The sequence below is a fragment of the Caldimonas hydrothermalis genome, from assembly GCF_056746695.1.
Map to the genome: position 1 here is coordinate 191,909 of NZ_JBWQXA010000005.1, position 24,179 is coordinate 216,087.

The 24,179-nt window shown below is 67.2% G+C and carries 24 protein-coding genes; 12 read left to right on the forward strand and 12 right to left on the reverse strand.

The genetic code is table 11. From position 1 onward, the window contains the following. Positions 1 to 71: 71 nt before the first annotated feature. Positions 72 to 479, forward strand: a complete 408-nt coding sequence (locus AC1ECW_RS08880) for a GlcG/HbpS family heme-binding protein (RefSeq protein ID WP_409703887.1) — start codon at positions 72 to 74, stop codon at positions 477 to 479. A gap of 91 nt (positions 480 to 570) precedes the next feature. Here AC1ECW_RS08880 and hemP read toward each other — a convergent pair whose 3' ends face one another. Both hemP and AC1ECW_RS08890 read right to left on the reverse strand, forming a co-directional pair. Further along, positions 571 to 729: a hemin uptake protein HemP gene (gene hemP, locus AC1ECW_RS08885; protein WP_409703889.1), complete on the reverse strand. Its 159-nt coding sequence runs from the start codon at positions 727 to 729 to the stop codon at positions 571 to 573. A gap of 199 nt (positions 730 to 928) precedes the next feature. Further along, complete coding sequence (locus AC1ECW_RS08890) at positions 929 to 1,147, reverse strand: (2Fe-2S)-binding protein (RefSeq protein ID WP_409703891.1); 219 nt, start codon at positions 1,145 to 1,147, stop codon at positions 929 to 931. A gap of 306 nt (positions 1,148 to 1,453) precedes the next feature. Between AC1ECW_RS08890 and AC1ECW_RS08895 the strand changes: the two genes are divergently transcribed. Further along, positions 1,454 to 2,182 (forward strand): protein-S-isoprenylcysteine O-methyltransferase, encoded by a 729-nt coding sequence (locus AC1ECW_RS08895; protein WP_481201654.1) that lies wholly within the window; start codon positions 1,454 to 1,456, stop codon positions 2,180 to 2,182. A gap of 1 nt (position 2,183) precedes the next feature. Here the strand turns inward: AC1ECW_RS08895 and bfr are convergent, their stop codons facing one another. Beyond that, positions 2,184 to 2,660 carry a bacterioferritin gene (gene bfr, locus AC1ECW_RS08900; RefSeq protein WP_409703895.1) on the reverse strand — a complete coding sequence of 159 codons (477 nt, stop codon included), beginning with the start codon at positions 2,658 to 2,660 and terminating at the stop codon, positions 2,184 to 2,186. Between the two features lie 222 nt (positions 2,661 to 2,882). Between bfr and AC1ECW_RS08905 the strand changes: the two genes are divergently transcribed. The 5 genes from AC1ECW_RS08905 (at position 2,883) to AC1ECW_RS08925 (ending at position 8,860) form a co-directional block, all read left to right on the forward strand. Next, positions 2,883 to 3,227, forward strand: a complete 345-nt coding sequence (locus tag AC1ECW_RS08905; protein ID WP_481201655.1) for a hypothetical protein — start codon at positions 2,883 to 2,885, stop codon at positions 3,225 to 3,227. Between the two features lie 161 nt (positions 3,228 to 3,388). Further along, the gene (carA, locus tag AC1ECW_RS08910; protein ID WP_481201656.1) at positions 3,389 to 4,546 is read left to right on the forward strand and encodes a glutamine-hydrolyzing carbamoyl-phosphate synthase small subunit; all 1,158 of its coding nucleotides are present in this window, start codon (positions 3,389 to 3,391) and stop codon (positions 4,544 to 4,546) included. After that, on the forward strand, positions 4,539 to 7,793 hold the full coding sequence (gene carB / locus AC1ECW_RS08915) for a carbamoyl-phosphate synthase large subunit (RefSeq protein ID WP_409703901.1): 3,255 nt from the start codon (positions 4,539 to 4,541) through the stop codon (positions 7,791 to 7,793). Before carA ends, carB begins: the two co-directional genes overlap by 8 nt. A gap of 141 nt (positions 7,794 to 7,934) precedes the next feature. Then, entirely contained in the window at positions 7,935 to 8,411 is a 477-nt protein-coding gene (gene greA / locus AC1ECW_RS08920; RefSeq protein ID WP_409703903.1) for a transcription elongation factor GreA, read from the forward strand. Positions 8,412 to 8,425: 14 nt separating this feature from the next. Continuing rightward, the gene (locus AC1ECW_RS08925; RefSeq protein WP_409703905.1) at positions 8,426 to 8,860 is read left to right on the forward strand and encodes a DUF4149 domain-containing protein; all 435 of its coding nucleotides are present in this window, start codon (positions 8,426 to 8,428) and stop codon (positions 8,858 to 8,860) included. Positions 8,861 to 8,884: 24 nt separating this feature from the next. Here the strand turns inward: AC1ECW_RS08925 and AC1ECW_RS08930 are convergent, their stop codons facing one another. After that, positions 8,885 to 9,361 carry a YhbY family RNA-binding protein gene (locus tag AC1ECW_RS08930; protein WP_481201657.1) on the reverse strand — a complete coding sequence of 159 codons (477 nt, stop codon included), beginning with the start codon at positions 9,359 to 9,361 and terminating at the stop codon, positions 8,885 to 8,887. Between the two features lie 20 nt (positions 9,362 to 9,381). Here AC1ECW_RS08930 and AC1ECW_RS08935 point away from each other — a divergent pair, with 20 nt between their 5' ends. The 4 genes from AC1ECW_RS08935 to glmM all read left to right on the forward strand — a co-directional run bounded on the left by AC1ECW_RS08935 (position 9,382) and on the right by glmM (position 14,509). Next, a complete protein-coding gene (locus AC1ECW_RS08935; protein ID WP_409659848.1) occupies positions 9,382 to 10,065 on the forward strand; it encodes an RlmE family RNA methyltransferase in 684 nt (227 codons plus the stop codon). 187 nt (positions 10,066 to 10,252) lie between these two features. Further along, the gene (ftsH, locus tag AC1ECW_RS08940) at positions 10,253 to 12,163 is read left to right on the forward strand and encodes an ATP-dependent zinc metalloprotease FtsH (RefSeq protein WP_481201658.1); all 1,911 of its coding nucleotides are present in this window, start codon (positions 10,253 to 10,255) and stop codon (positions 12,161 to 12,163) included. Positions 12,164 to 12,232: 69 nt separating this feature from the next. Next, positions 12,233 to 13,090 (forward strand): dihydropteroate synthase, encoded by an 858-nt coding sequence (gene folP, locus AC1ECW_RS08945; protein ID WP_481201659.1) that lies wholly within the window; start codon positions 12,233 to 12,235, stop codon positions 13,088 to 13,090. 69 nt (positions 13,091 to 13,159) lie between these two features. Beyond that, entirely contained in the window at positions 13,160 to 14,509 is a 1,350-nt protein-coding gene (glmM, locus tag AC1ECW_RS08950; protein WP_481201660.1) for a phosphoglucosamine mutase, read from the forward strand. 16 nt (positions 14,510 to 14,525) lie between these two features. Here glmM and AC1ECW_RS08955 read toward each other — a convergent pair whose 3' ends face one another. From AC1ECW_RS08955 to AC1ECW_RS08990, 8 genes are all read right to left on the reverse strand, one after another. Further along, entirely contained in the window at positions 14,526 to 15,359 is an 834-nt protein-coding gene (locus AC1ECW_RS08955; RefSeq protein WP_409708251.1) for an OmpA family protein, read from the reverse strand. Between the two features lie 10 nt (positions 15,360 to 15,369). Continuing rightward, a complete protein-coding gene (gene tagF / locus AC1ECW_RS08960; RefSeq protein ID WP_481201661.1) occupies positions 15,370 to 16,359 on the reverse strand; it encodes a type VI secretion system-associated protein TagF in 990 nt (329 codons plus the stop codon). Beyond that, positions 16,356 to 20,108: a type VI secretion system membrane subunit TssM gene (tssM, locus tag AC1ECW_RS08965; RefSeq protein ID WP_481201662.1), complete on the reverse strand. Its 3,753-nt coding sequence runs from the start codon at positions 20,106 to 20,108 to the stop codon at positions 16,356 to 16,358. The genes tagF and tssM overlap by 4 nt, the downstream gene beginning before the upstream one ends. 17 nt (positions 20,109 to 20,125) lie before the next feature. Then, positions 20,126 to 21,433 (reverse strand): hypothetical protein, encoded by a 1,308-nt coding sequence (locus AC1ECW_RS08970; protein WP_481201663.1) that lies wholly within the window; start codon positions 21,431 to 21,433, stop codon positions 20,126 to 20,128. A 22-nt stretch (positions 21,434 to 21,455) separates the two neighbouring features. Beyond that, a complete protein-coding gene (locus AC1ECW_RS08975; protein ID WP_481201682.1) occupies positions 21,456 to 21,626 on the reverse strand; it encodes a PAAR domain-containing protein in 171 nt (56 codons plus the stop codon). Next, complete coding sequence (locus AC1ECW_RS08980; protein ID WP_481201683.1) at positions 21,571 to 21,786, reverse strand: hypothetical protein; 216 nt, start codon at positions 21,784 to 21,786, stop codon at positions 21,571 to 21,573. Before AC1ECW_RS08980 ends, AC1ECW_RS08975 begins: the two co-directional genes overlap by 56 nt. Before the next feature lie 227 nt (positions 21,787 to 22,013). Then, complete coding sequence (locus AC1ECW_RS08985) at positions 22,014 to 22,313, reverse strand: PAAR domain-containing protein (protein WP_481201664.1); 300 nt, start codon at positions 22,311 to 22,313, stop codon at positions 22,014 to 22,016. Between the two features lie 68 nt (positions 22,314 to 22,381). Further along, positions 22,382 to 23,227: a M15 family metallopeptidase gene (locus AC1ECW_RS08990; RefSeq protein ID WP_409707560.1), complete on the reverse strand. Its 846-nt coding sequence runs from the start codon at positions 23,225 to 23,227 to the stop codon at positions 22,382 to 22,384. A 116-nt stretch (positions 23,228 to 23,343) separates the two neighbouring features. Here AC1ECW_RS08990 and AC1ECW_RS08995 point away from each other — a divergent pair, with 116 nt between their 5' ends. After that, positions 23,344 to 24,177: a hypothetical protein gene (locus tag AC1ECW_RS08995; RefSeq protein ID WP_481201665.1), complete on the forward strand. Its 834-nt coding sequence runs from the start codon at positions 23,344 to 23,346 to the stop codon at positions 24,175 to 24,177. Positions 24,178 to 24,179: the final 2 nt, after the last annotated feature.

Sequence of the window (24,179 nt, forward strand, 5' to 3'; positions counted from 1 at the left end):
CAGCCCCGACTCTGGGGTAGGCTTGCGCCTGGGCGGTCGCGGACCGCTGGACTGACTCCCAAGGACCATCCATGCAACAGAAGTACCAACTGACGCTCGAGGACGTGAAGAAGATCGCACAGGCCGCCGAGGCCGAGGCCCTGGCCCATCAGTGGGCGGTGTCGATCGCCATCGTGGACGACGGCGGGCACCTGCTGTGGCTGCAGCGCCTGGATGGCGCAGCGCCGATCTCGGCCCACATTGCGCCGGCCAAGGCCCACACAGCCGCGCTCGGGCGGCGCGAGAGCAAGGTGTACGAGGACATCATCAACCAGGGGCGCACCTCGTTCCTGAGCGCCCCCACCCTGCACGGCCTGCTCGAGGGGGGTGTGCCCATCATGGTGGAAGGGCAGTGCGTCGGGGCTGTGGGGGTGAGCGGCGTGAAGTCCATCGAGGACGCCCAGGTCGCCCGGGCCGGCATCGCTGCTCTGATGGGCTGACACGAGGCGCCCGGCGGACGATGCCGGGCGTTGCCGCACCGGCACGTCGCCCGCATCGGGGCCGCATTGGAGCCCGACGTAGGGCAGGCACCTATTTGGTCAGGATGAGTTTGCCGAACTTGGTGGCACGCAGTTGATAGAGCGCGCCGTTGTGCTCGATCTGGACCGACTTGCGCCCCTGGAGCAGGCGGCTGCTGGGCAAAGTGACCTCCTGGCCCGGGGCCTCGGGCTCCTGAGGAGGGCAGGGCATGCGTGCGGTCGACGGGCGAGGCAGACTCAGGGTCGGTTTCATCTCACGGGCCTTTGTTCTTGGACTGTCATCCTGCACTGCAAAGCGGGGTGAACGGGCGGAGGCAGCGAAGGTTCCAGAGATTCAGCAGGAAAGGGCCCACCAGGCGGCTGCGACCACGACGAGCAGGCTCAGCAACCAGTCCATGGGGGCAGAGCGCTCACGCCAGGGCCAAGGCGGGCGCCATCACCGCAGCGCCTGCGCCGTGGGCGGGGCGGGACTGCACGGTGTGCAGCACCGACTGGGCGCAGTCGGCGCAGCGGCCACAGCAGGTGGCCACGCCGAGTTCCATCTGCAGGTCTTCGAAGGACCCGCAGCCTCGATGCACAGCATGCTGGATGTCGCGGTCGGAAACCCGTCGGCACACACAGACGATCATCGGAGCCCTCGGCTTGGTTGGAATGGAACTCAGTATAAATAAGAATGATTCGCACTACAAGACAGCACTGACGCCGGGGACTTCAGGCCCCGCCGGCTTTCATTTGGTTGCGAATCCGGCTTGCCGGCCCCCCCTCTGGGGGAGGCGGCGGGCGGGGCGCTGCCGCGATACTGCGCGGGTCGATGCGCGCCGGGCGGTGCTGCATCCTGACCTGCCACCTGGTGCCATGCCCTCGTTCCACTTGCTCGCCGTCGTGTCGTTCATCCGTTCATGCCCCCGCGACCGGGCGGTCCTGGAGTTCTGTTCATGAAGCCCGTCGAGGCGGCCGCGGCGCGGCAGCGGGCGAATGCGACCGCCGGGGTCTACGGAGCCCGCCTGCGCTTTTGGTTTCCGGTGATCCTGTTCGTGCTGGTGCTGGTGGCCTATTTCTGGCGACGGGGCGAGGCCTGGCGCTGGCATGAGCTGGCCTGGGCCGTGGCCGCCTTGGCCCAGGCGGCTATCCGCTGGCCGCACGTGCAGGCCAATCGGGCCAACCGGGTGAGGATGCATTGGGTGGACCGGCGCGAGCAGTGGCTGATGTTCCTCGTGTTCCTCGGGCTGCTGTGCCTGCCCATGCTGGCGCTGGCCACGCCGTGGTTCGATGCGCTGAGCTATGGGCTGCCCCCCTGGGTGCCCTGGGTCGGCGCCGTGATGATGGGGATCTCGCTGCTCTATTTCCATCGGGCGCACGTCGACCTGGGCCGGCACTGGTCGCCCTCGCTGGAGGTGCACGAGGAGCACCGGCTGGTCACGCAAGGGGTGTACGCCAGGGTGCGTCACCCGATGTACGCGTCGATCTGGCTGTTTGCCCTGGCGCAGCCCCTGTTGGTGCACAACTGGTTGGCCGGGGTCTTCGGTGTGGTGGCCTTCGCTGCGCTGTATGTGCTGCGTGTCGGCCGGGAGGAGGCGCTGATGCTCGAGGCCTTCGGCGACGACTACCGGGCCTACATGTCACGCACCGGCCGGCTGTGGCCGGCGCGGCGCAGGCGCCCGTGAGTCAGGAGGTCTCACCCATCTGGGACTGCAGGTAGTTCTGCAACCCCACTTTGTCGACCAGCTCGATCTGGGTTTCGAGGAAGTCGATGTGCTCCTCGGTGTCATCCAGGATGTCCTGCAGCAGATCGCGTGAGACGTAGTCGCGCACGGTTTCGCAGTGAGCGATGGCGTCCTTGATCGTGCCTTGCGCGGCCTGCTCGAGCTTCAAGTCGCAGTGAAGGATCTCCACGACATTCTCCCCCACGAGCAGTTTGCCCAGATCTTGCAGATTGGGCAGGCCGTCGAGCGTGAGGATGCGGTCCATCAGGCGGTCGGCGTGCTTCATCTCGCCGATCGACTCCTCGTATTCCTTCTTCGCCAGCCGGTTCAGGCCCCAGTGCTTGAGCACCCGGTAGTGCAGGAAGTACTGGTTGATGGCCGTCAGCTCATTCTTGAGCTGTGCATTGAGGAACTCGATGACCTTGGCATCGCCTTTCATGGGCACTCCTTTTGTTATTGATCGTGGGCCGGACGTGCGCCCGGGCTTCCATTGTGAAGCCATCGCAGGTCTGCCCCCAAGTTCCGCACGATGCCCCTCGTTGCGCATCCGGGCTGCTTGTGCGTGCGACTAGCGTTCGCATTCTCATCCGCGTCGATCGGATGAGTTTGCAAACGAGAATCGTTCGCATTAAGATGGTCGCATCGATTGACCGGAGAGCGCATGAAGCCCAATGCCCCGACCCATCCCCCCGCACAGGACGAGGAGCACGAGTTGCCGTGCGCCGAGGGGCTGCTGGCCGCCAGCCTGGCCCTGATGACCGGCTACGCCGATCCGGCGGCCTGCCCCGGCCACCGGCCGCTGCTGGCACGCAAGATCAGCGACAACCTGGCGGCGCTTTGCGAGCACCCCTTGCTCAACCCGAACTTCAGGACGGTGCTGTGGGGCTTGTGCCAGCGCTGGCAGGAGCGCTGCGAGGCCGATGCGCGGCAGGGGGCAGGGCCGGTGACCCAGGTTGCTGGCGAGGGACGGCTGCCCTGGATGAAGGCGCCGGCCACCTTGCAATAGCGATGCTCCACCCAGGGCGGTGCGGGGCAAGAGGCCGGGCAGGCTATAATTGACAGGTTTACCTGCAACCACCCCCCGCCCTCGCGAAACCTCCTGCCGTTTCCTCACCGGACGCCTGCTGGACGGGCAGCGCTGGGCGCGCACAACACCGGAGAACCCCCGTGCTGCCGCAACTGCCCCAAGCTCTTTTAGCACTCGCAGACGGCACGGTCTTTCGTGGCACCTCGATCGGCTGCGCCGGTCACACGGTCGGTGAAGTGGTGTTCAACACCGCCCTCACCGGCTACCAGGAAATCCTCACCGACCCCAGCTACTGCCGGCAGATCGTCACGCTGACGTATCCGCACATCGGCAATGTCGGGGTCAACGACGAGGATGTCGAGGCGTCGAAAGTCCATGCCGCCGGCCTCATCATCAAGGACCTGCCGGTCCTGGAGTCCAACTTCCGCAAGACCCGCACGCTGTCGCAGTACCTGGCCGACGAAGGCACGGTGGCCATCGCCGACATCGACACGCGCCGTCTCACCCGCATCCTGCGTACCTCGGGCGCCCAGAACGGCTGCATCCTGGCGCTGCCGGCCGGGCAGGCACTCACACAGGCTCACGTCGAGGAGGCCATCGCCAAGGCCAAGGCGGCGCCCAGCATGGCGGGCCTCGACCTTGCCAAGGTCGTGAGTGCCACGCAGCGCTACGAATGGACCCAGACGGCATGGCGTCTGGGCCGCGGCTACGGCACGCAGGCCGCGCCGCGCTGGCACGTGGTGGCCTACGACTTTGGCGTGAAGTACAACATCCTGCGCATGCTGGCCGAGCGCGGCTGCAGGGTCACGGTCGTGCCTGCACAGACGCCGGCCGGTGAGGTGCTGGCCCTGAACCCGGACGGCATCTTCCTGTCCAACGGCCCCGGCGACCCGCAGCCCTGCGACTACGCGATCGCAGCCGCGCGTGAACTGATCGACACCGGCCTCCCCACCTTCGGCATCTGCCTGGGGCACCAGATCATGGCCCTGGCCTCGGGGGCGCGCACCTTCAAGATGAAGTTCGGCCACCACGGGGCCAACCACCCCGTGAAGGACCTCGACAGCGGGCGCGTGAGCATCACCAGCCAGAACCACGGCTTTGCCGTGGACGAAAAGACCTTGCCGGCCAACCTGCGCCCCACCCACGTGAGTCTGTTCGACGGCACGCTGCAGGGCCTGGCCCGCACCGACAGACCCGCTTTCTGCTTCCAGGGCCACCCGGAAGCCTCTCCCGGACCCCATGACATCGGCTATCTCTTCGACCGGTTTGTGTCGCTGATGGAGAACAAGAATGCCTAAGCGCACAGACATCCAGAGCATCCTCATCATCGGCGCCGGCCCGATCATCATCGGCCAGGCCTGCGAGTTCGACTACTCCGGCGCCCAGGCCTGCAAGGCGCTGCGGCAGGAGGGCTACAAGGTCATCCTGGTCAACAGCAACCCGGCGACCATCATGACCGACCCGGACATGGCCGATGTGACCTACATCGAGCCCATCACCTGGCAGGTGGTCGAGCGCATCATTGCCAAGGAGCGTCCGGATGCCATCTTGCCCACCATGGGGGGGCAGACCGCGCTGAACTGCGCGCTCGACCTGCACCGCCATGGCGTGCTGGCCAAGTACGGCGTGGAGATGATCGGCGCCAACGAGCACGCGATCGAGAAGGCCGAGGACCGGCTGAAGTTCAAGGACGCGATGACCAAGATCGGCCTGGACTCCGCCAAGTCGGGCATCGCCCATTCGATGGAAGAGGCCTGGGCGGTGCAAAAGCGCATCCAGGCCGAGATCGGGGGCTCGGGTTTCCCGATGGTGATCCGCCCGAGCTTCACGCTGGGGGGCACGGGTGGCGGCATCGCCTACAACCCTGAAGAATTCGAGGAGATCTGCAAACGCGGTCTGGACCTGTCGCCCACCAACGAGCTGCTCATCGAGGAGTCGCTGATCGGCTGGAAGGAATACGAGATGGAAGTCGTGCGCGACCGCGCCGACAACTGCATCATCGTGTGCTCGATCGAGAACCTCGACCCGATGGGCATCCACACTGGCGATTCCATCACCGTGGCGCCGGCGCAGACGCTCACCGACAAGGAATACCAGCTGATGCGCAACGCGTCGATCGCCATCCTGCGCGAAATCGGCGTGGACACGGGCGGCTCGAACGTGCAGTTCGCCATCCATCCCGACAGCGGCCGCATGATCGTGATCGAGATGAACCCGCGCGTGTCGCGCTCATCGGCTCTGGCGTCCAAGGCCACGGGCTTCCCGATTGCCAAGGTGGCGGCCAAGCTGGCGGTGGGCTACACGCTGGACGAACTGCGCAACGAGATCACCGGAGGGGCCACGCCTGCGAGCTTCGAGCCCAGCATCGACTACGTGGTCACCAAGATCCCGCGCTTTGCCTTCGAGAAGTTCCGCGAGGCCGATGCCCATCTGACCACCCAGATGAAGTCGGTGGGCGAGGTCATGGCCATGGGCCGCACCTTCCAGGAAAGCTTCCAGAAGGCGCTGCGCGGCCTGGAGACTGGCATCGACGGCCTCACCGAACGCAGCACCGACCGCGAGGAGATCGTGCAGGAGATCGGCGAGCCCGGCCCCGAGCGCATCCTTTATGTTGCCGACGCCTTCCGCATCGGCATGAGTCTGGCCGAGGTGCATGAGGAGACGGCCATCGACCCATGGTTTCTTGCGCAGATCGAGGAGCTCGTCCGCATCGAGGCCCGATTGGCCGGCCGCACCTTGCCCAGCCTGTCGGCCGAGGAGCTGCGCTTTCTCAAGCGCAAGGGCTTTTCGGACAAGCGATTGGCCAAGTTGCTCGGTACCGATCAGCATGCGGTACGCCAGGCCCGGCATGCCCTGGGCATCCGCCCGGTTTACAAGCGCGTGGACACCTGCGCGGCGGAGTTTGCCACCCAGACGGCTTACATGTACTCCACCTACGACGAGGAGTGCGAGGCCGAGCCCACGAACAAGAAAAAGATCATGGTGCTGGGCGGCGGGCCCAACCGGATCGGCCAGGGCATCGAGTTTGACTACTGCTGCGTCCATGCGGCGCTGGCGATGCGCGAGGATGGCTACGAGACCATCATGGTCAACTGCAATCCCGAGACCGTCTCGACCGACTACGACACCTCCGACCGCCTCTACTTCGAGCCGGTGACGCTGGAGGACGTGCTGGAGATCGTCGAGAAGGAACAGCCCGTCGGCGTGATCGTGCAGTACGGCGGCCAGACCCCGCTGAAGCTCGCGCTCGACCTCGAAGCCAATGGTGTGCCTATCATCGGCACCAGCCCCGACAGCATCGACATCGCCGAAGACCGCGAGCGCTTCCAGCAACTGCTGCACACCCTGGGGCTCAAACAGCCACCCAACCGCACGGCCCGCACCGAGGAGCAGGCCCTGCAGATGGCCCGGGAGATCGGCTATCCGCTGGTGGTGCGCCCGAGCTACGTGCTGGGCGGCCGCGCGATGGAGATCGTGCACGGCGACAAGGACCTGGAGCGCTACATGCGCGAGGCGGTGCGCGTGAGCGAGAAGTCGCCCGTGCTGCTCGACCGCTTCCTCGACGACGCCATCGAGGTCGATGTGGACTGCGTCGCCGACGGCGAGTCGGTGATGATCGGCGGCATCATGGAGCACATCGAGCAGGCGGGCGTGCACTCGGGCGACTCGGCCTGCTCGCTGCCGCCTTACACGCTGCCGGCCAGCCTGCAGGACGAGTTGCGCCGGCAGACCACCCTGATGGCCCAGGCTCTCAAGGTGGTTGGGTTGATGAACGTGCAGTTCGCCATCCAGGGCGAGGGCGACGCCGCCACCGTCTACGTGCTGGAGGTCAACCCGCGCGCCTCGCGCACTGTGCCCTACGTGTCCAAGGCCACCGGCCAGCCGCTGGCCAAGATCGCCGCGCGCTGCATGGCCGGGCGCAAGCTCAAGGACCAGCAGGGCCTGGGCGGGCGTGCGCCCCATGAGGTGATTCCGCCCTACTACTCGGTGAAAGAAGCGGTCTTCCCCTTCAACAAGTTCCCCGGTGTCGACCCGGTGCTGGGCCCCGAGATGCGCTCCACCGGCGAGGTGATGGGCGTGGGCAAGACCTTCGGCGAAGCCATGCTCAAGAGCCAGCTCGCGGCCGGCTCGCGCCTGCCCGCTTCAGGCACCGTGTGCCTGACGGTGAAGGACGCCGACAAGGCGCGGGCGGTGGAGGTGGCGCGCCAGTTGCATGCTCTGGGCTTCCAGCTCGTGGCCACGAGGGGGACGGGCGCGGCGATCGCCGCCGCCGGCATCCCGGTGCGGGTGGTCAACAAGGTCAAGGACGGCCGGCCTCACATCGCCGACATGATCAAGGCTGGCGAGATCCAGCTCGTGTTCACCACCGTGGACGAAACCCGCACGGCGATCGCGGATTCGCGCTACATCCGCACCGCGGCCCTGGCCAACCGTGTGACCTACTACACGACCATGGCCGGTTGCGAGGCGGCCGTGGAGGCCATGAAGCACCAGGCGGATCTGGTCGTCTATTCCGTGCAAGAATTGCACAAGACGCTACACTGAGCTTCCATTTCCGAACCCCAGGCCGCCGCCGACCGTCCCGTGCAGGACCCGGCGGCGGCTGATTTTTGGCTGACCTGCGCCCTGTCCCCGGACGGTCACCGGCGGGGCAGGACGCCATGACGATGTGAGAGAGAAGACCGTATGGCCACCATTCCGCTGACCAAGCGTGGCGCCGAGAAGCTCAAGGCCGAACTCGCGCGCCTGAAATCCGTGGAGCGCCCGGCCGTGATCCATGCGATCGCGGAGGCCCGCGCGCAAGGCGACCTGTCCGAGAACGCCGAGTATGACGCGGCCAAGGACAAGCAGGGCTTCATCGAAGGCCGCATTCAGGAGATCGAAGGCAAGTTGGCCGTGGCCCAGATCATCGATCCGGCGGCGCTCGATGCCGGCGGGCGGGTGGTTTTCGGCTCGACGGTCGACCTGGAGGAAGAGGAATCCGGCGATGCCGTGACCTACCAGATCGTTGGTGATGACGAGGCCGATCTCAAACAGGGCCTGATTTCGATCAGCTCGCCCATCGCGCGCGCACTGATTGGTAAAGAGGCCGGCGACGTGGCCGAGGTGCAGGCCCCCGGCGGCATCAAGCGCTACGAGATCGTCGAGGTCCGCTACATCTGAACCGGGGACGGGCCATGCTGCGACGCTGGATGGCCTGGGTCGCTGGCCTGTGGGCTGGGGGGGTGCTGACCCTCGGTGCCGTGGCCGCACCCTCGGCGTTTGCCGTGCTCGAGCGCGCCCAGGCGGGGCGCTTCGTGGCCCGGGTGTTCGCGATCGAGGCCCACGCCGGCCTGGCGTTGGCGGTGCTGCTGATCCTGCTGGCGCGCCGCCAGGCCGTGCAGCAGGACGGTTCGCGTTTCAGCCTGGAGCTGGGGCTGGCGCTGGGGGCCCTGTTCTGCACGGTGGCGGGCTACTTTGCGGTGCAGCCGATGATGGCAGCGGCGCGCTTGGGGCAGGGCGCGTGGTCGTTTGCGGCCCTGCACGGGGTGTCCTTGGCCTTCTTCGCCCTCAAGGGGATCGTGCTGCTGGCCCTGGCGTGGCGTGCCACCGCATCGGCGGCGCGCCATTGACGGGGCTGCTGCAGAAGCGGTTGCTCAGGACTCGAGGGCGCGTTTCTTGCGGCTCACGGTGCGCTCCTTGGCGCGCTTGACCGTACCGCCTTTCGTCAGGCGCTGGTTGCCCAGCACCGTGAGCTTCTTCACCTCGGGCCGCTGGCCCCCCCGCTTGGAGTACTTGATCACCTTGACCACTTTGGGGCCGGGCTTGCGATCTTCATCTACCGGTTTGGCCTTGGGCGGGATCGGGCGCCACAGCACCAGCAGCTTGCCGATGTGCTGGACGGGCGCGGCCCCCAGCCGGTCACTGAGCTGGGCGAGCATGTCCTCGCGGGCTTGGCGGTCATCGGAGAAGACGCGCACCTTGATCAGGCCATGGGCCTTGAGGGCGGCGTCGGCTTCCTTCAGGACGGCCTCGGTGAGACCCTCGGCGCCGATCAGGACGACGGGGTCGAGATGATGGGCCTCGGAGCGCTTTTCCTTGCGCTGGGCCGCAGAGAGTGTGATCGCAGGCATCCGCCTATTATCGTCGGGTCATGAAAATCAAGACCAAGAGCAAGAAAGTCAACCGGGCGTGGCTGCACGACCACCTCACCGATCCCTATGTGAAGCTGGCCCAGAAGGAGGGCTACCGCTCGCGCGCCGCCTACAAGCTCAAGGAGATCGACGAAACCCTGGGCCTGATCCGGCCGGGCCAGCTCGTGGTCGACCTGGGGGCGGCACCAGGGGCCTGGAGTCAGTACGTGCGCCGGCGTTTCGCGCCCCGGGATGCTGTCGGTGGGGGCGCCGCCGCCGGCGCGCTCGACGGGCAGATCATTGCACTGGATCTCCTCGAGATGGAGCCCATCGAGGGGGTGCGCTTCATCCGCGGCGATTTCCGCGAGGAAGCCGTCCTGGCCGAGCTCGAATCGGCCGTGGCTGGCCGGCCGGTGGATGTCGTGATCTCCGACATGGCGCCCAATCTGTCGGGCATTGCATCGTCAGACGCAGCGCGCATCGCCCACTTGGTCGAATTGGCCGTGGAGTTCGCTTGCGCGCATCTGCACCAAAGTGGTGCGCTCGTCTGCAAGGTTTTCCACGGCAGCGGCTACAGCCAGCTTGTCGAGCTTTTCAAGCGGCACTTCCGTGTCGTCAAGCCGATCAAGCCCAAGGCCTCGCGCGACAAGTCGGCCGAAACCTTCCTGGTGGGTGTGGGTCTCAAGCAAGTGAAGCGGCCGTAACGGCGCTGTCCTGAACGCTATCTCGGCGATAGCGTGTAAGGTCTCGCGCCGATGCGCCCCATGCGTCAAACTCGGGTCATAAACGGGGTCACATGAGAAAGGGCGTGCTGCCCGCCTCGACTAGAATGACCCAAGGTTGATTTGTCAACAGGCAATTTGTGCTGTTCGTGTCGGAGAAGGAGCCGCGGTGAACAATCAATGGTTCTCGAAGGTGGCTGTATGGCTGGTGATCGCACTCGTGCTGTTCACCGTCTTCAAGCAGTTTGATCGCACCGCGGTCACCACCGGGCAGATCGCTTACTCCGACTTTCTGGAGGAGGTGCGCAACAAGCGCATCAAGAGCGTCACCTTGCAGGAAGGTTCGGGTGGAGGCACCGAGATCATCGCCATCACGAATGATGATCGGCGCATCCGCACGACGGCCACCTACCTCGACCGTGGCCTGGTGGGTGATCTCATCAACAACAACGTCCGCTTCGACGTGAAGCCGCGCGAGGAACCCTCGCTGCTGATGAGCATCCTCATCTCCTGGGGGCCGATGTTGCTGCTGATCGGCGTGTGGATCTACTTCATGCGTCAGATGCAAGGGGGTGGCAAGGGCGGGGCGTTCAGCTTCGGCAAGTCGCGCGCGCGCATGCTCGACGAGTCGAACAACTCGGTTACCTTCGCCGATGTGGCCGGCTGTGACGAGGCCAAGGAAGAGGTCAAGGAGCTGGTCGACTTCCTGAAAGACCCGCAGAAGTTCCAGAAGCTCGGCGGCCGCATTCCGCGTGGCGTGCTGATGGTCGGGCCTCCGGGCACCGGCAAGACGCTGCTGGCCAAGTCCATCGCCGGCGAGGCCAAGGTGCCCTTCTTCTCGATCTCCGGCTCGGACTTCGTTGAGATGTTCGTTGGCGTGGGCGCGGCCCGCGTGCGCGACATGTTCGAGCAGGCGAAGAAGAACGCGCCTTGCATCATCTTCATCGACGAGATCGACGCCGTGGGCCGTCATCGCGGCGCGGGTCTGGGTGGCGGCAACGACGAGCGCGAGCAGACGCTCAATCAGATGCTCGTCGAGATGGACGGCTTCGAGACCAATCTGGGCGTGATCGTGATCGCCGCGACGAACCGGCCCGACATCCTCGACCCGGCCCTGCTGCGCCCGGGCCGTTTCGACCGCCAGGTCTATGTGACCCTGCCGGACGTGCGCGGCCGCGAGCAGATCCTCAACGTGCACATGCGCAAGGTGCCCATTGGCACGGATGTCAAGCCCGACATCCTGGCCCGTGGCACGCCCGGCTTCTCCGGGGCCGACTTGGCCAACCTCGTGAACGAGGCTGCCCTGTTCGCCGCGCGCCGCAATGCCCGTGTGGTCGAGATGCAGGACTTTGAAAAGGCCAAGGACAAGATCCTGATGGGTCCCGAGCGCAAGTCCATGGTCATGCCCGAGGAAGAGCGCCGCAACACGGCCTACCACGAAGCCGGCCATGCCCTGGTGGCGCGGCTGCTGCCCAAGACCGACCCGGTCCACAAGGTCACGATCATCCCGCGTGGTCGCGCGCTGGGCGTGACGATGCAACTGCCCGAGGGTGACCGCTACAGCATGGACAAGGAGCGTATGCTCAACACCATCGCGGTGCTGTTCGGCGGGCGCATTGCCGAGGAGGTCTTCATGAACCAGATGACCACCGGCGCCAGCAACGACTTCGAACGGGCCACGCAGATCGCCCGCGACATGGTCACCCGCTATGGGATGACCGACGAGCTGGGCCCGATGGTCTACGCCGAGAACGAGGGCGAGGTTTTCCTGGGTCGCTCGATCACCAAACAGGTGAACGTCTCCGAAGAGACCATGCAAAAGGTCGACAAGGAGATCCGCAAGATCATCGACGAGCAGTACGCCATTGCCCGCCGGCTGATCGAGGAGAACAAGGACAAGATGCATGCGATGGCCAAGGCCCTGCTGGAGTGGGAGACCATCGACGCCGAACAGATCGACGACATCATGGCGGGCAAGCCGCCGCGCCCGCCGAAGGACTGGACGCCCAGCAGCGGCGGCAAAGGCAGCGGCGGACCGACACCGCCGGTCAACACCGACCAGGCGCCGGCCGCGGCCTGACGGCGAATCCGTCGCGTCCGGCAGCCACACCCAACGGGGCTTCGGCCCCGTTGTCACTTTCCGAACCCCATGCACTACTGGCAAACGTCGCGCTACGACATCGACCTGAGCCGTCCCCGCGTGATGGGGATCGTCAACATCACGCCCGACTCCTTTTCCGATGGTGGCCGGCATGCCGACACCCGGTCCGCACTGGCCCATTGCGAGCGGTTGCTGCGCGAGGGGGCAGACATCCTCGACCTGGGCGGCGAGTCGAGCCGTCCGGGCGCCCAGGCTCTGCCGCTGCAGGAGGAACTGGACCGCGTGCGGCCCGTGCTGCGCGAGGCCGTGCGCCTGGGGGTCCCCATCTCGGTCGATACCTACAAGCCCGAGGTGATGCGCATGGCCCTGGATGCAGGGGCGGACATCGTGAACGACATCTTCGCACTGCGCAGCCCCGCGGCGGCAGAGGTCATCGCGGCGCATCCTCGCTGCGGGGTGTGCCTGATGCATATGCAAGGCGAACCCAAATCCATGCAGGCGGCACCGCACTATGAGGATGTGGCGGCCGAGGTGCGCTGCTTCCTGGAGGAGAGGGCGCAGGCTTTGCGGGAACGCGGTGTCGCGGCAGCGCGCATCGTCCTTGATCCCGGCTACGGGTTCGGCAAGTCGGTCGAGCACAATTTCGAACTGCTGCGGCGACAGCCGGAGCTGCTCGCGCCGGGTTATCCGCTGCTGGCGGGGTGGTCCCGCAAGTCCTCGCTCGGTGCGGTCACCGGGCGGGATGTGGCCGATCGCCTGGCAGCCAGTGTGGCTGCGGCCCTGGCTGCCGTGGAGCGCGGCGCCCGCATCGTGCGCGTGCACGACGTGGCCGCGACCGTCGATGCGCTGAAGGTCTGGGCCCATGCTGGACTGCCGTCCTGGCAGGCCTGTCCGGCCCCAGAATGAACGCATCATTGGCGCCGTCGTGGTGCGCACCGGACCCTGGTCCACTCGATCGAAAGAAACGACAGACAGATGAGTCAACGACAGTATTTCGGGACCGACGGCATCCGTGGCGCGGTCGGCAGCTTTCCCATCACGCCGGACTTCGTCCTGCGTCTGGGCCATGCGGTGGGACGCGTGCTGCGGCGCGCCCACCAGGGCGCGGGCCGACCCACGGTGCTGATCGGCAAGGACACGCGTATCTCGGGCTACATGCTGGAGTCGGCGTTGGAGGCAGGCTTCTCGTCGGCCGGCGTAGATGTGCTGCTCAGCGGCCCGCTGCCCACGCCGGGGGTGGCCTACCTGACCCGGGCCCTGCGGCTGGACCTCGGGGTGGTCATCAGCGCCTCGCACAATCCCTATGGTGACAACGGCATCAAATTCTTTTCAGCCCAGGGCGAGAAGCTGCCGGACGCATGGGAGCTGGCCGTCGAGGCCCTGCTCGAGGAGCCGCCACAGTGGGTGGATTCCGCTTCGCTGGGCAAGGCACGGCGTCTCGACGATGCCCAGGGGCGCTACATCGAGTTCTGCAAGGCCACCTTCAGTGCCGAGCTGTCCCTCAAGGGCCTGCGGATCGTGGTCGACGCTGCCCATGGTGCGGCCTACCAGGTTGCCCCCGCCGTGCTGCACGAGCTGGGAGCTGAAGTCGTGGCGATCGGATGCAGTCCCGACGGCTACAACATCAATGCCGGGTTTGGGGCCACCGCACCGCAGGCCCTGGTCGATGCGGTGCGCCAGCATGGCGCGCATTACGGTGTGGCGCTCGATGGGGATGCCGACCGACTGCTGCTGGTGGATGGCAATGGGCGTCTCTACAACGGCGACGAGCTGCTGTACGTGATGGTTGCCGACCGGCTACGCCTGGGGCAGACCGTGCCCGGCGTGGTCGGCACGCTGATGACCAATCTTGGGGTGGAGCAGGCCCTGGCGCGGCGCGGCGTGCCGCTGGTGCGCGCCAAGGTTGGCGACCGTTACGTCCTGGAGGAACTGGTGGCGCGGGGCTGGCTGCTTGGCGGCGAGGGCTCGGGCCACCTGCTGGCGCTGGACCGGCACACCACGGGTGACGGCATGGTGAGTGCGTTGCAGGTGCTGCAGGCGACGATGCGTTCGGGCCTGGGGCTGGCCGAGCTGCTGGCCGATGTGACGCTGTTTCCCCAGACCCTGATCAACGTCCGCCTGCAGCCCGGCCAGGACTGGCGGCGCAATGATCGCCTGGCTTCCGAGCAGGCCGCCGTGACCCGGGAACTGGGCGAGGCCGGCCGCATCTTGATTCGGGCATCGGGCACCGAACCTTTGCTGCGCGTGATGGTGGAAGCCCGCGACGGCGCCGTGGCGCAAGCCTGCGCCGAGCGGCTGGCCGCCGCGGCGCAGGCGCCGGCGTGAGCGTTGCGCGCGACGGCTACTGGCTGATCCGGAACTCGATGCGACGGTTGCGGGCCCGCCCCTCGGGGGTCTCGTTGCTGGCCACCGGGCGCGCAGAACCCATGCCGGAGATGGCCAGGCGCTGGGCCTCGATGCCCCGGGCCTGGAGGTAGCTGCGAACGGCGTCGGCCCGGGCCAGCGACAGGGCCAGGTTGGCATCCGGGGCTCCGAGGGCATCGGTGTGGCCGATGATCTCGATGCGCCGGGCCGACAGGCGCATCAGGGTCGGCAGCATCTGATCGAGCACCGCCCGTCCCGCGGGCGTGAGCACGGAGCTGCCGGGTTCGAACTCGACGATGCGGTTGGCCAGCGCATGGTCGAGCAGGGTCTGTTCCCCCGTGCCTACGCGCAGGGCGCTGCGCACGGTGTAGGTCGGGTTCAGCCGCGTGGCCACGGCGCTGACCACCTGCTGGCGCTGGGCCTCGTTGGGCACCTCGCCTTGCAGGTCGACCTGCGTGCCGCGCACCGTGAGTTGGCCTCGGCTCACCTGACGGATCTCCGGGCCCAGGATGTTCTGCACGTGCTGGGACCACTGCGGCGGGGCGACCACGCTGCCGATGGCAATCTGATCGACGACGCGGTGCGCGCCGTACAGCTCGTGCAGCCGTTGCAGGACGAGCGCACGCGTGGCCTCGTCCGGGACGGTGCCGGTCACGAGCACCTGGTCGGGAGTGGGCTCGTTGCGGCCGCCGGCCGCGGCAAGGCCACTGCCGAGCAGCAGCGCGGCCGTCAGGGCGTGGAGCCACCCAGGGCGTCGATGGCGGGTGTGCAGGCTTTGCGGGAGGGCAAAGCGGGGGCGGAAGGGCATCATCGGCGTCTCCTCACAGGCCCAGGAAGGCCTCGCGGAAGGTCTGGCTGGCCTGGGCCAGCGAAAGCGTGGGATTGCGCAGATAGCTCGACAGTTTTTTGACTGCGTAGTCAGTCTCGACGAAGCGCTCTACCCAGGACGGGGATGAGAACTCGATGTTGTCCTGGGGGCTTGCCTGCGGGGCCAGCACGGAGCGCAGGCTGCGCGGGCAGGCCCCGTTGAATCCGATGACCAGCAGTCCGCGGCCTCGATGCCGCGTGGTGAAGATGCCCAACTCCAGGCCGCTGCGCCGCAGGAATCCGGCCACCAGGTCGAGCCAGAACGAAGCCACGAAGGGACGGTACAGCGGGTCGTTGGGCAAGGGCAGTTGCAGGCCCCGTTCGAGCCTAGGCGTCGGCTGGCCCAGCAGCGGCCGCAGCAGCAGGCCCAGGGCCAGCAGCGTTTGGCGCAAGGGCAGGGCCTGGCCGGCCTCCTCGAGCAGGGACTCCAGTGCTCCCAGCGTCTGGGTCTGTAGGAAGTCCCGGAAATGCGTCGCACCGGGGGGCACCAAGCCCTCGAGCTGCTGCTCGGCGCGCGCCAGCACGTCCTGGGTTTGCGCAGCGTTCTCGCAGGCCAGTGCGAGTTGTGCCGTGTGTTCCATCTGGGGCCACAGGCGTGACAGCCCCAGGGGGCTCAGTCCCAGGAAGCCGGCGGGCTCAGGCACACCGAAGGACGCCGCAGCGATGAAGGGATAGCGGCGGCCTGAGGCGTCCTGGCTGGGGACGAGGTGGCCGGCCAGTCCGACGGGACTGCGTGGGCCCAGAAATGCGAACTGGGTGGCCGGCGCTTCGTCATAGACCTGCTTCCAGCAGGGGTCCTGCGCCAGCAGTTCCAACGTGCGTGACATCCAGCGATCCAGGGTCTGGACGAGCGACGTGCTGGCAGTGCCGTTGCGCACGAAATCGCCGTGGGAGGGGAGCTTGCCGAAGCACACCAGCTTCGCGGTGGAGGCGGACAGGCTCATCGAGACCCTCCCGCAGAGACAGTGGAGGCGGGGCGTACGGAAGGGGCGCCGGCCACCGTGCGGGGCAACGGGACGCCGCCCAGTCCTGCGTGCCCGGTGGACGACTCGCCGGAAGATCCGGGCATGGCGACGATGCGCAGGTGTATGGCCACGGCGTGCCCGCCAGCAGACCATCGCAGTTCATGGGTTTGGGCATCGATGCGGCGGCGCTGGGCACTGTGGATCATGCGCTCCAGACCGAAGCGGCCGGGCTCGTGCACGAAGTCAATGCTGCGACCGTCGAAACTCACCCCGTGCAGGCGCACGCCGAGCGTGGGCTGAGGGCCGGGCCAGACGAAATGCGACCAGGCGGCTGCGGCATTGCGGTAGCGCATCACCTGGCCGTCGATTTCCAGGCTGTACTCGGTCAGCCCCGGGGCGGGCTGGGGCAGGATCTGAAACAGCGTCTGCTCTGTGCCGGCCGGGGCCGTGGCATGGCCCCCGAGCGGCGCCACCCAGGTGGCAAAGCGGGCCGTGAATTCAGGATGGAGCCGGATGGACAGGTCGGCCCAGGTGCGCGGTGCCAGGCTGTCCCCGCGCCGGATCACCAGCGGGCCGAGGGCCTTGTCCGCGAACCGGGCGATCGCCCCCTCGGGGCCGAAGATCTTGGCGATGTCCGCAGCCGAGGCTTCGACACGGGCGTCGGGCTTGAACGGGTAGCGGTCTGCCAGTGTGGATTCGTAAGGGCCGTGCACCTGGGCGAGCCAGATGCGGTTGATCTCTTCCTCTGCACCCGGGATGAGCGCTTCATAGGCCTGCATCAGGGGCCGCACGAGCAAGGGGCGCAGACTGGCGCGCGCACTGTCGCTCAGGCCGTTGAGCATCTGCTCGTCGACGAGCTTGAGCAGCTCGGCGATCTCGGACTGCCCTTCGAGCGTCTGCTGCAGGAGCTGCACGCTGCCCGGACCGGCTTCGCCCTGGGTGTGGATGCGGTTGAAGCGGGTGCGCAGACGGGACAGGCCGTCCAGGTAGGCCCCCATGAGACTGCCACCGTCGTCGCGCGCGCTCAGCAGGCGGCTCACGCCCGCAAACTCCTGACTCACCTGCCCCGTGAGGGTCCGCTGGGCGCTGGCCGGGTCGTCGGTGCGCACTTGCACATTCACCTGGGGCGGTGCTTGACGCAACACCACCTGGCGGAACCATGCACCGAAGCCGCGGCTTGCGCCGGTCACATCCGTGGCGGTCACAGGCCGGTCCCAGGCCGTCTCCTCGTGCACGACAGCCATCAGTCGTCCCAGCGGTGAGGTTGCCGGGTCACCCAAGCGGTTCATCCGGCTGACGGCCTGCTCGAAGCTGCCGAAGGGCTGGACACTCACGCCATGGAGGAAGCGGTGCCACTGGGCGATGTACTCGGACTTGTAGGCATCGGTCAGTGCCTTCTGGATCTGCTCGGGGCTGCCATCGAGGGTGAGATCGTCCTGTACGGTGGTTTTGAGCACCCAGTCGTCAGCCTGCAGGGCCTTGTGGGCGGCATCACGGATGGCGCCTTGCACATATTCACGCCATGCCTGGCGGGTGAAGGCTCCCGATACGGCGTGGCTGCCCGACAGCAGGTCGGGGTCGGACTCGCCAATGGCGCGTGCCACTGTCATCGGCGCAAAGCGGGTGGCTGCGCGGGCCTTGATCTCGGCATAAACCCGCTCTCGGGCGGGCATGCCGCGCACCACAGTGCGCAGCACCCGGCGGCTTTCGTCCACCAGGGCCAGATTGTTCGCGACCTGGGGAAACTCGGGGTCGTGGACCTGGGCTGTGGTGTAGGCGATCAGCGATTCCGCCACCACCAGCATGCGTTCGCGAGGCATCGCACCGCGGTTGACTTCGAGCCAGCCACGCCAGAAGCGGGTGATCTGGTCGCTCAGGTGTCCGGGCTCCGCACGACGCCGGTCCGCCAGCATCAGGTAGGTCTTCAGAGCGTTGTAGGCGTCGGTGACGCTCGTGGCCGATGCGGCGCTGTAGGGTGAGCCCTGTGCGGCCGCCGAAGGGGGCGTCGTCGCCGAAGTCACTGGTTCGGCGCCGTCTTGCAGTTGGCCTTCGTTCTCCTTCACGGCGGCCAGATAGGCCTCGATGCTTTGCGCCACCGGCTTGAGCATGACCTCGCGCACACCGTGGAAGTATTCCCGCCGCAGCACGTCCTCGAGCTGGCGTCCCTGGTGCAGGCCGAAGGACAGGGCCCAGGGGCGCTCGCGACGGATCGCCTGGACCTGGGTCAGTCGATCCTGCAGGATCATGAGCGCTTCCAGGCGTGACGACAGATCGGGCGACGATGTCTGCAGACGGGTGACATGCTCGAGGTCGGTACGAACGTTGGCAACCCACTGGCGGTTGTTCGCGTAGGACCAGGTCCACAGACCCAGGCACAGGCCCAGTGATGCCAGACCCACCAGCACCGTGGCCTGGCGCCAGCGGCGCCGGGGTTGCGTGAGGTGCTGGCGCACCAGGTGGCGGTCGGCAAAGATGACCCGGGTGAACAGATCCTTCAGGAAGAAGCCGGCATGCGAGTAGACGCTGGCCGTGGTGCCGGGCTGCAGGCTCAGACCGAAGCGACGTGCGACGCGTTCGCTGGACCGGCTGGTGGATTCGCCCTCCTGGACGGCGCTGGTGAAGTAGAAGCCGCGGAAGCTCGGGCGGTACTGGTAGGGGTTGTCCTCGAACAAGGTCGCGATGAAGGTGGACAGCGCCGGCTTGAGGCCTGCGAACTCCAGCGGGAAGCTCAGGACGCCCGGCGGCAGCTTCTCGCCTCGCTGCATGGACATGCGGGCCACCGACGCGGCTTTGAGCCCTTCGTAGAGTTCGTCGAAATGACGTTCGAACAGCCCGAGGGCATCGGCACGCCCCTGCTCGTCGTAGGGCAGGGTGGCGCCCCAGACCCGCTCGCGCTCACCACGGTCGCGGTCCTCGAAGAACTCGACGAACCCGCTGATGAGGTCGGCCTTGGTGAACATGACATAGACCGGGGCAATGACCTCGAGTGTGTCGGTGAGCTCTTGCATGCGCTGGCGCAACTGCTTGGCCAAACGGATGTTGGCCTCCGGCCGCTGGGCCGCCAGCTCGGCCACGCTGACCGCGATCACGATGCCGTTGATCGGTGCCTTGGGGCGATACTTCTTCAGCAGACCGAGAAAACCCAGCCATTCGTCCCGGTCCTCGTCCTGCACGCTGTAGCGGCCGGCGGTGTCGATCAGAATGCCTTCGGAGGTGAAGAACCAGTCGCAATTGCGGGTGCCCCCGATGCCCTGGATGATGTTTCCGGCATCGTCAGAGAAGGGGAAGCGCAACCCGGACTTGACGATCGCCGAGCTCTTGCCGGCCGCCGGATTGCCGATGACCATGTACCAAGGCAGTTCGTAGAGGGCGGCTCGCCCCGAGGTCTGCCCGAGCCTGGAGCGCTGGAGCGTGCGGATCGCCTGCCGCATGCGCTCGCGCAGGACAGCCACCTCTTCGCGACGGTGACGTTGCGCGTCCAGCCGCGAAACCTCGGCGTGCTGGGCATCCAGGGCCTGCTCGAGTTCTTTCGCTGCCCGCCGGGCCTTGTGGCGCTGCAAGGCCCAGCGGACGAGCATCACCAGCGTGACGATGGCGAGCACGCCCAGGGCCCAGCTCACGGGCAGATCGAAAGTCCAGGTTCCGATGCTCACGAAACCCACCAGCGCCAACCAGCCCATCGCGCGCAGGGTGAGGGGGTGCGAGAAGAAGTTCAACAGGCTTTGCATGGATCGGCAGGCAGGAGTCAATGCGAGGCTGCACGGGCAGGGGAGGGGGTGGCCGGGCGCATCGGCGTCAGGAGGACCGTTGCCGGTTGTCGGCCGGTCAGCAGGAGCAGGGCCGCAGCCCCGTCCTGATGCGCGGCATGGCTGCCCAGAGCCAGTGCCACCAGCGGTCCGGCGCACCCCAGATCGCCGCACGCGAGCCCGATGCGGCACAGGCGTTCGCCCACATCGAGCTGTGGCAGCAGTTCGACGGTGGCATCGAGCACCTGGCGGGCCTCGGGCCCCGTCAGCCCGACGTCACTGAGGACCCGGCCGACCACCGTGGCCTCGCAGGCCGTGTCCAGGACTTGAGCCGCGAGATCCCGCAGCGAGCATTCCGAAGGGGAGGCCGAGGAGGGAAGGCCGGGCCAGCTCACACGTGCCAGGACACCCTCCTGCGGCAAGGTTTCGTCGGGAAGCTGCGGCTCGACCAGCAGGGCCGCCGCGGCTTCGCCGGGGAGGGCTGCGCTGGCGGTCTGCTGGGGGTCGATGAGCGAGTCACAGGCCAGGACCAGGGTCGCGCGAGACTCGCATGGGGGCGTGTCGGGCCCGAGCGTCCGCAGGCACAGCCGATCGAGCGAGGCGCCGAGCCCAGCCGGACCGACGAGGCGGATGGTCACGGGGCCGGCATCCGGGGGCAGGCGTGCCGTCAGGTCGTTCATCAGCCAGTCGTGGGCCCTCCGGCGTTCTTCTTCGTTCCAGTGGTCCGGCACGGTCCAATGCACCTCGAGCCCACCATGGCAGGGCAGAGCTTGCACAGCGGCTTGCAGGCCATCGAGCGCGTCGGCCTGCAGGGCCAGAGCCCGCACCAGCCCGGGACGCCCGGCGGCGGCATCTGAGGTCGAGGCCGTCAATGCGGCGGTCACCCGGGACACGTCGAGGGTGGAACAGCGGGCGCTCAGACGGGGCAGCCCCTGGTCGTCAAGCCAGTCCGTATCTGGCTCCGGCATCGACGGTTGAGGGCCGAGTGCCTGCAGCACGGCCTCGGGATCGTGTCCGCACCGGGTGGCAACGGCGGCGCCGCGCACCAGCAGCACCGGCCGCGCGGGTGGGGTGGCAACGGCTCCTTCGCCAGACGCGATGGCCGGAGCCGGCGTGCTTGCGGAGTGATCCTCGCGAGCGCCCGCACGGAAGGCTAGCAGCGCCACGCCGGCGAGCAAGGCCAACACGATGAGGGACCACCAGCGATCGTCCATCCCATCCGGCACGGACGGCCGTTCCACGAAGACCCACAGCGCGGCCGCCATGAGGCCGAGCAGGGCCACACCAAGCCAGAGGTTTTTGCGCATTGAGCAACTCCCGCGGGGACGGTCAGGCGTCGGTGCTGAGGGACTGGCTGGCGACCAAGGTGGCGCCGCAGGCCGTGAGATCGCCATGGCCGGCCACCGGCTTGCCGTCGGTCAGCATGGGGGATCGCCCGTCAAGATCACTGTCGTGCGTCATATTGCGTTGGCGTGCTCGACTCGATGCTGCTGCGCTCATACTGGCCAAGAGCTTCAAGTACACGTTGGTGATGGCGATATCTCGCGAGCAGTGTGGCGAGCTGCCGGTCGGTGCCTGCGCAGGCTTGGTTCGTCATTTCGATTCGATCGTTGTCGGATTCGGGGTCCCCGGAAAACTCGCCTCGCAAGTGGTCGCTCATGTCCGTCCAAGCTATGGCCACCGCGCTGCCAGTGCCAGACGATGCCGCTCCACGGAACAGACGTGGCCAGCGGCATCCAGAGGAGGAATCTGGGGTGTTCCGATCTGGTTCGATCCGTTGTCTCCCTGGTGCCTGTTCAAGGCATCCGATGCCAGCGTGTGGAGCCGACGTACGTCTTGCTCGGCCCCAGGCTCCGGAGGAGACACGGGAGCGGCACTGCTGCCTGTTCATGGGGCGGATGTGTCTCCGCCCCCGCCTGGGCCGACAGTGCTGAGGCTTTGGCTCGCGATCAGCGTTGCCCCACAGGCGCACTTGTCGCCATGGCGAGCCACCGGCTTGCCGTCGATCAGCATCGTGGGATCCCCGGTGACAATCGTGGTGAGGCGGCCGTGGCCCTTGCGGGGGCAGGTGACCCGGTCTCCGACGCGTGCGATGCGCCGGCCGTGGGTGTCGGTGGATGCCGAGGCTTCGACGACAGTGCCGCCGTGGCTGGTCCTGTCGCCCAGGACGATGAACGGACGTGACATGTGCACTCCCTGCACTTGGATGATTTCGTTGTGGCCTGAAGTCTAGCGATACAAGTTCCTGCAACCTGTTACTGTTGGTGTCGCCGGCCGAGGTGGATGGAGCGGAGTTCCACGTGACCGTAGTCGCGCATCTTCCAGCGCCCTCCCCAGGTCAGGCCCACCGATTCGGCGAGTTCTCCATACAGGCGGTAGCCTTCGAGGGCCCAGGGGTCCTGCTCTGAGAGCACCAGCACGCCATCGCGCAGGAAGGCGCTGTCGGCCGCCAGGCCATGCTGGTGGTAGCTTGCCCCGGGCCCGGCCTGCGTGACGTGAGATCCCAGCGCCAGCAACTCTGCCTGCCGTTGCGGGCTTCGATACCCCTCGATCAGCACCATCTCGTAGCCATGGCGCTCGCGCATCAGTCGGTACACGAGCAGCAGGCGCTGGCGGAAGTCCTCGTCGAGAAGCGACCAGTCACGGCTGGCATGCGTGAGTCGAGGTCGGACCGCTTCGACTTCCGCCGTGGCGAACACCTCCGGTGGCAAAGAGGGTGGGGGAGCCAGCTTTTCGCCCTGCAGCAGCCAGGCAATCTGGTCGTTCCTTGCCGGCCCATGGGACACGCCGAGCTCTGCCACGCGGCGGCCGTCGTGCAGCCACCAGGCCAACATTGGCGGGACGATGAGCACGGCCATGACCCCCGGTACACGCAGCCAATGTCTGTGCATCCCGGAGAGCCAGGTCGGCTCCGCTCGCGGCGTCATGCGCTGCGCACGGCCGGGTCGTCGCCCCGGCGCATGCCCCCGATGTCGCCCCGCTTGCAGCAGATCACGGCTGAGACGACGAGCCCATGGGAGCGGGCCGCTGCGCAGCTCCGGCAAGGCCCACCAACTCAGGAGCAGGCTGGCGGCAATCACGCAGACGAGGATCCAGCCCATCGTGTTCTCACGATGTAACGAGGTTTTGCGAGGCGCCACAAATCACGCCGGCCTTTCTAGAATCCGCCGCGCGCGGTCCCGGCTTGACGTCTGATGGACTGCCACAGGGAGGATCCATGCACAAGATTTCGCCGGACTCACCAGGGCAAGAGACCATCCCCAGCCTCTTGGCTCCTCGCGATGCGGTCTGCGACTCTTCGGTCGATGCCACCGGGCAAGGAGAGGGCATCCTGACGGTGGTCAGCCACGGCCATGCTGGCTCGCGATCGCAGCGGACGTGGCGCCGGCGCGTGGCGCCGGTCGTGGCGCTTGTGCTGGTCAGTGTGCTGGCGTGGTGGGTCTGGCCCCTGGGGGCCGACAGCACACCCGCGCGCGAGGAGGTGTCCTTGGCCCAGGGGCGGCCACCACAGCATGCCCCGACCGGGCCGGTACCGTCGCTGCAGGACGACCGCACACCAGCCTCCACCGCCCCTACGTCGTCGGCCGCACGCATCGAGCTTGCCGAGGAGGAACCCGCCACGCACAGCCCTCCCGTCGAGGTGCAGGCTGCAGGGCCCGTCGCCGGCATGCCGTCATCGGCAGCCCAATCACCGGTCTCCGGGGCCAAGCGCGAGGTGCTGCGGGCCGGGCGGCCGCCCAGTGAACCGGTTCGCCGCCCCGTGGCCCGCACCGCCGATCCGGACGTGGAAGTGATCGAGGTGCTGATGTCGCGGGCTGCACCCGAGCCGACGATCCCACGCCAAGCCTCGGCAGGACAACGCCCCGTGGTGGCAGCCTCCAACCGCGATGTCGTGCTGGTGCAGGCGGGCGTTCCAACGGCCGAGCTGGTACAGCGCTGCCTGACGCTGGGTTGGCTGGAAGGGCAGTTGTGCCGTGCTCGCGTGTGTGCGGCACGGCACGACGATGAGACAGCCTGTCCACGCCAGGCCACTGCCTTGGGCAGCCCTTGAGT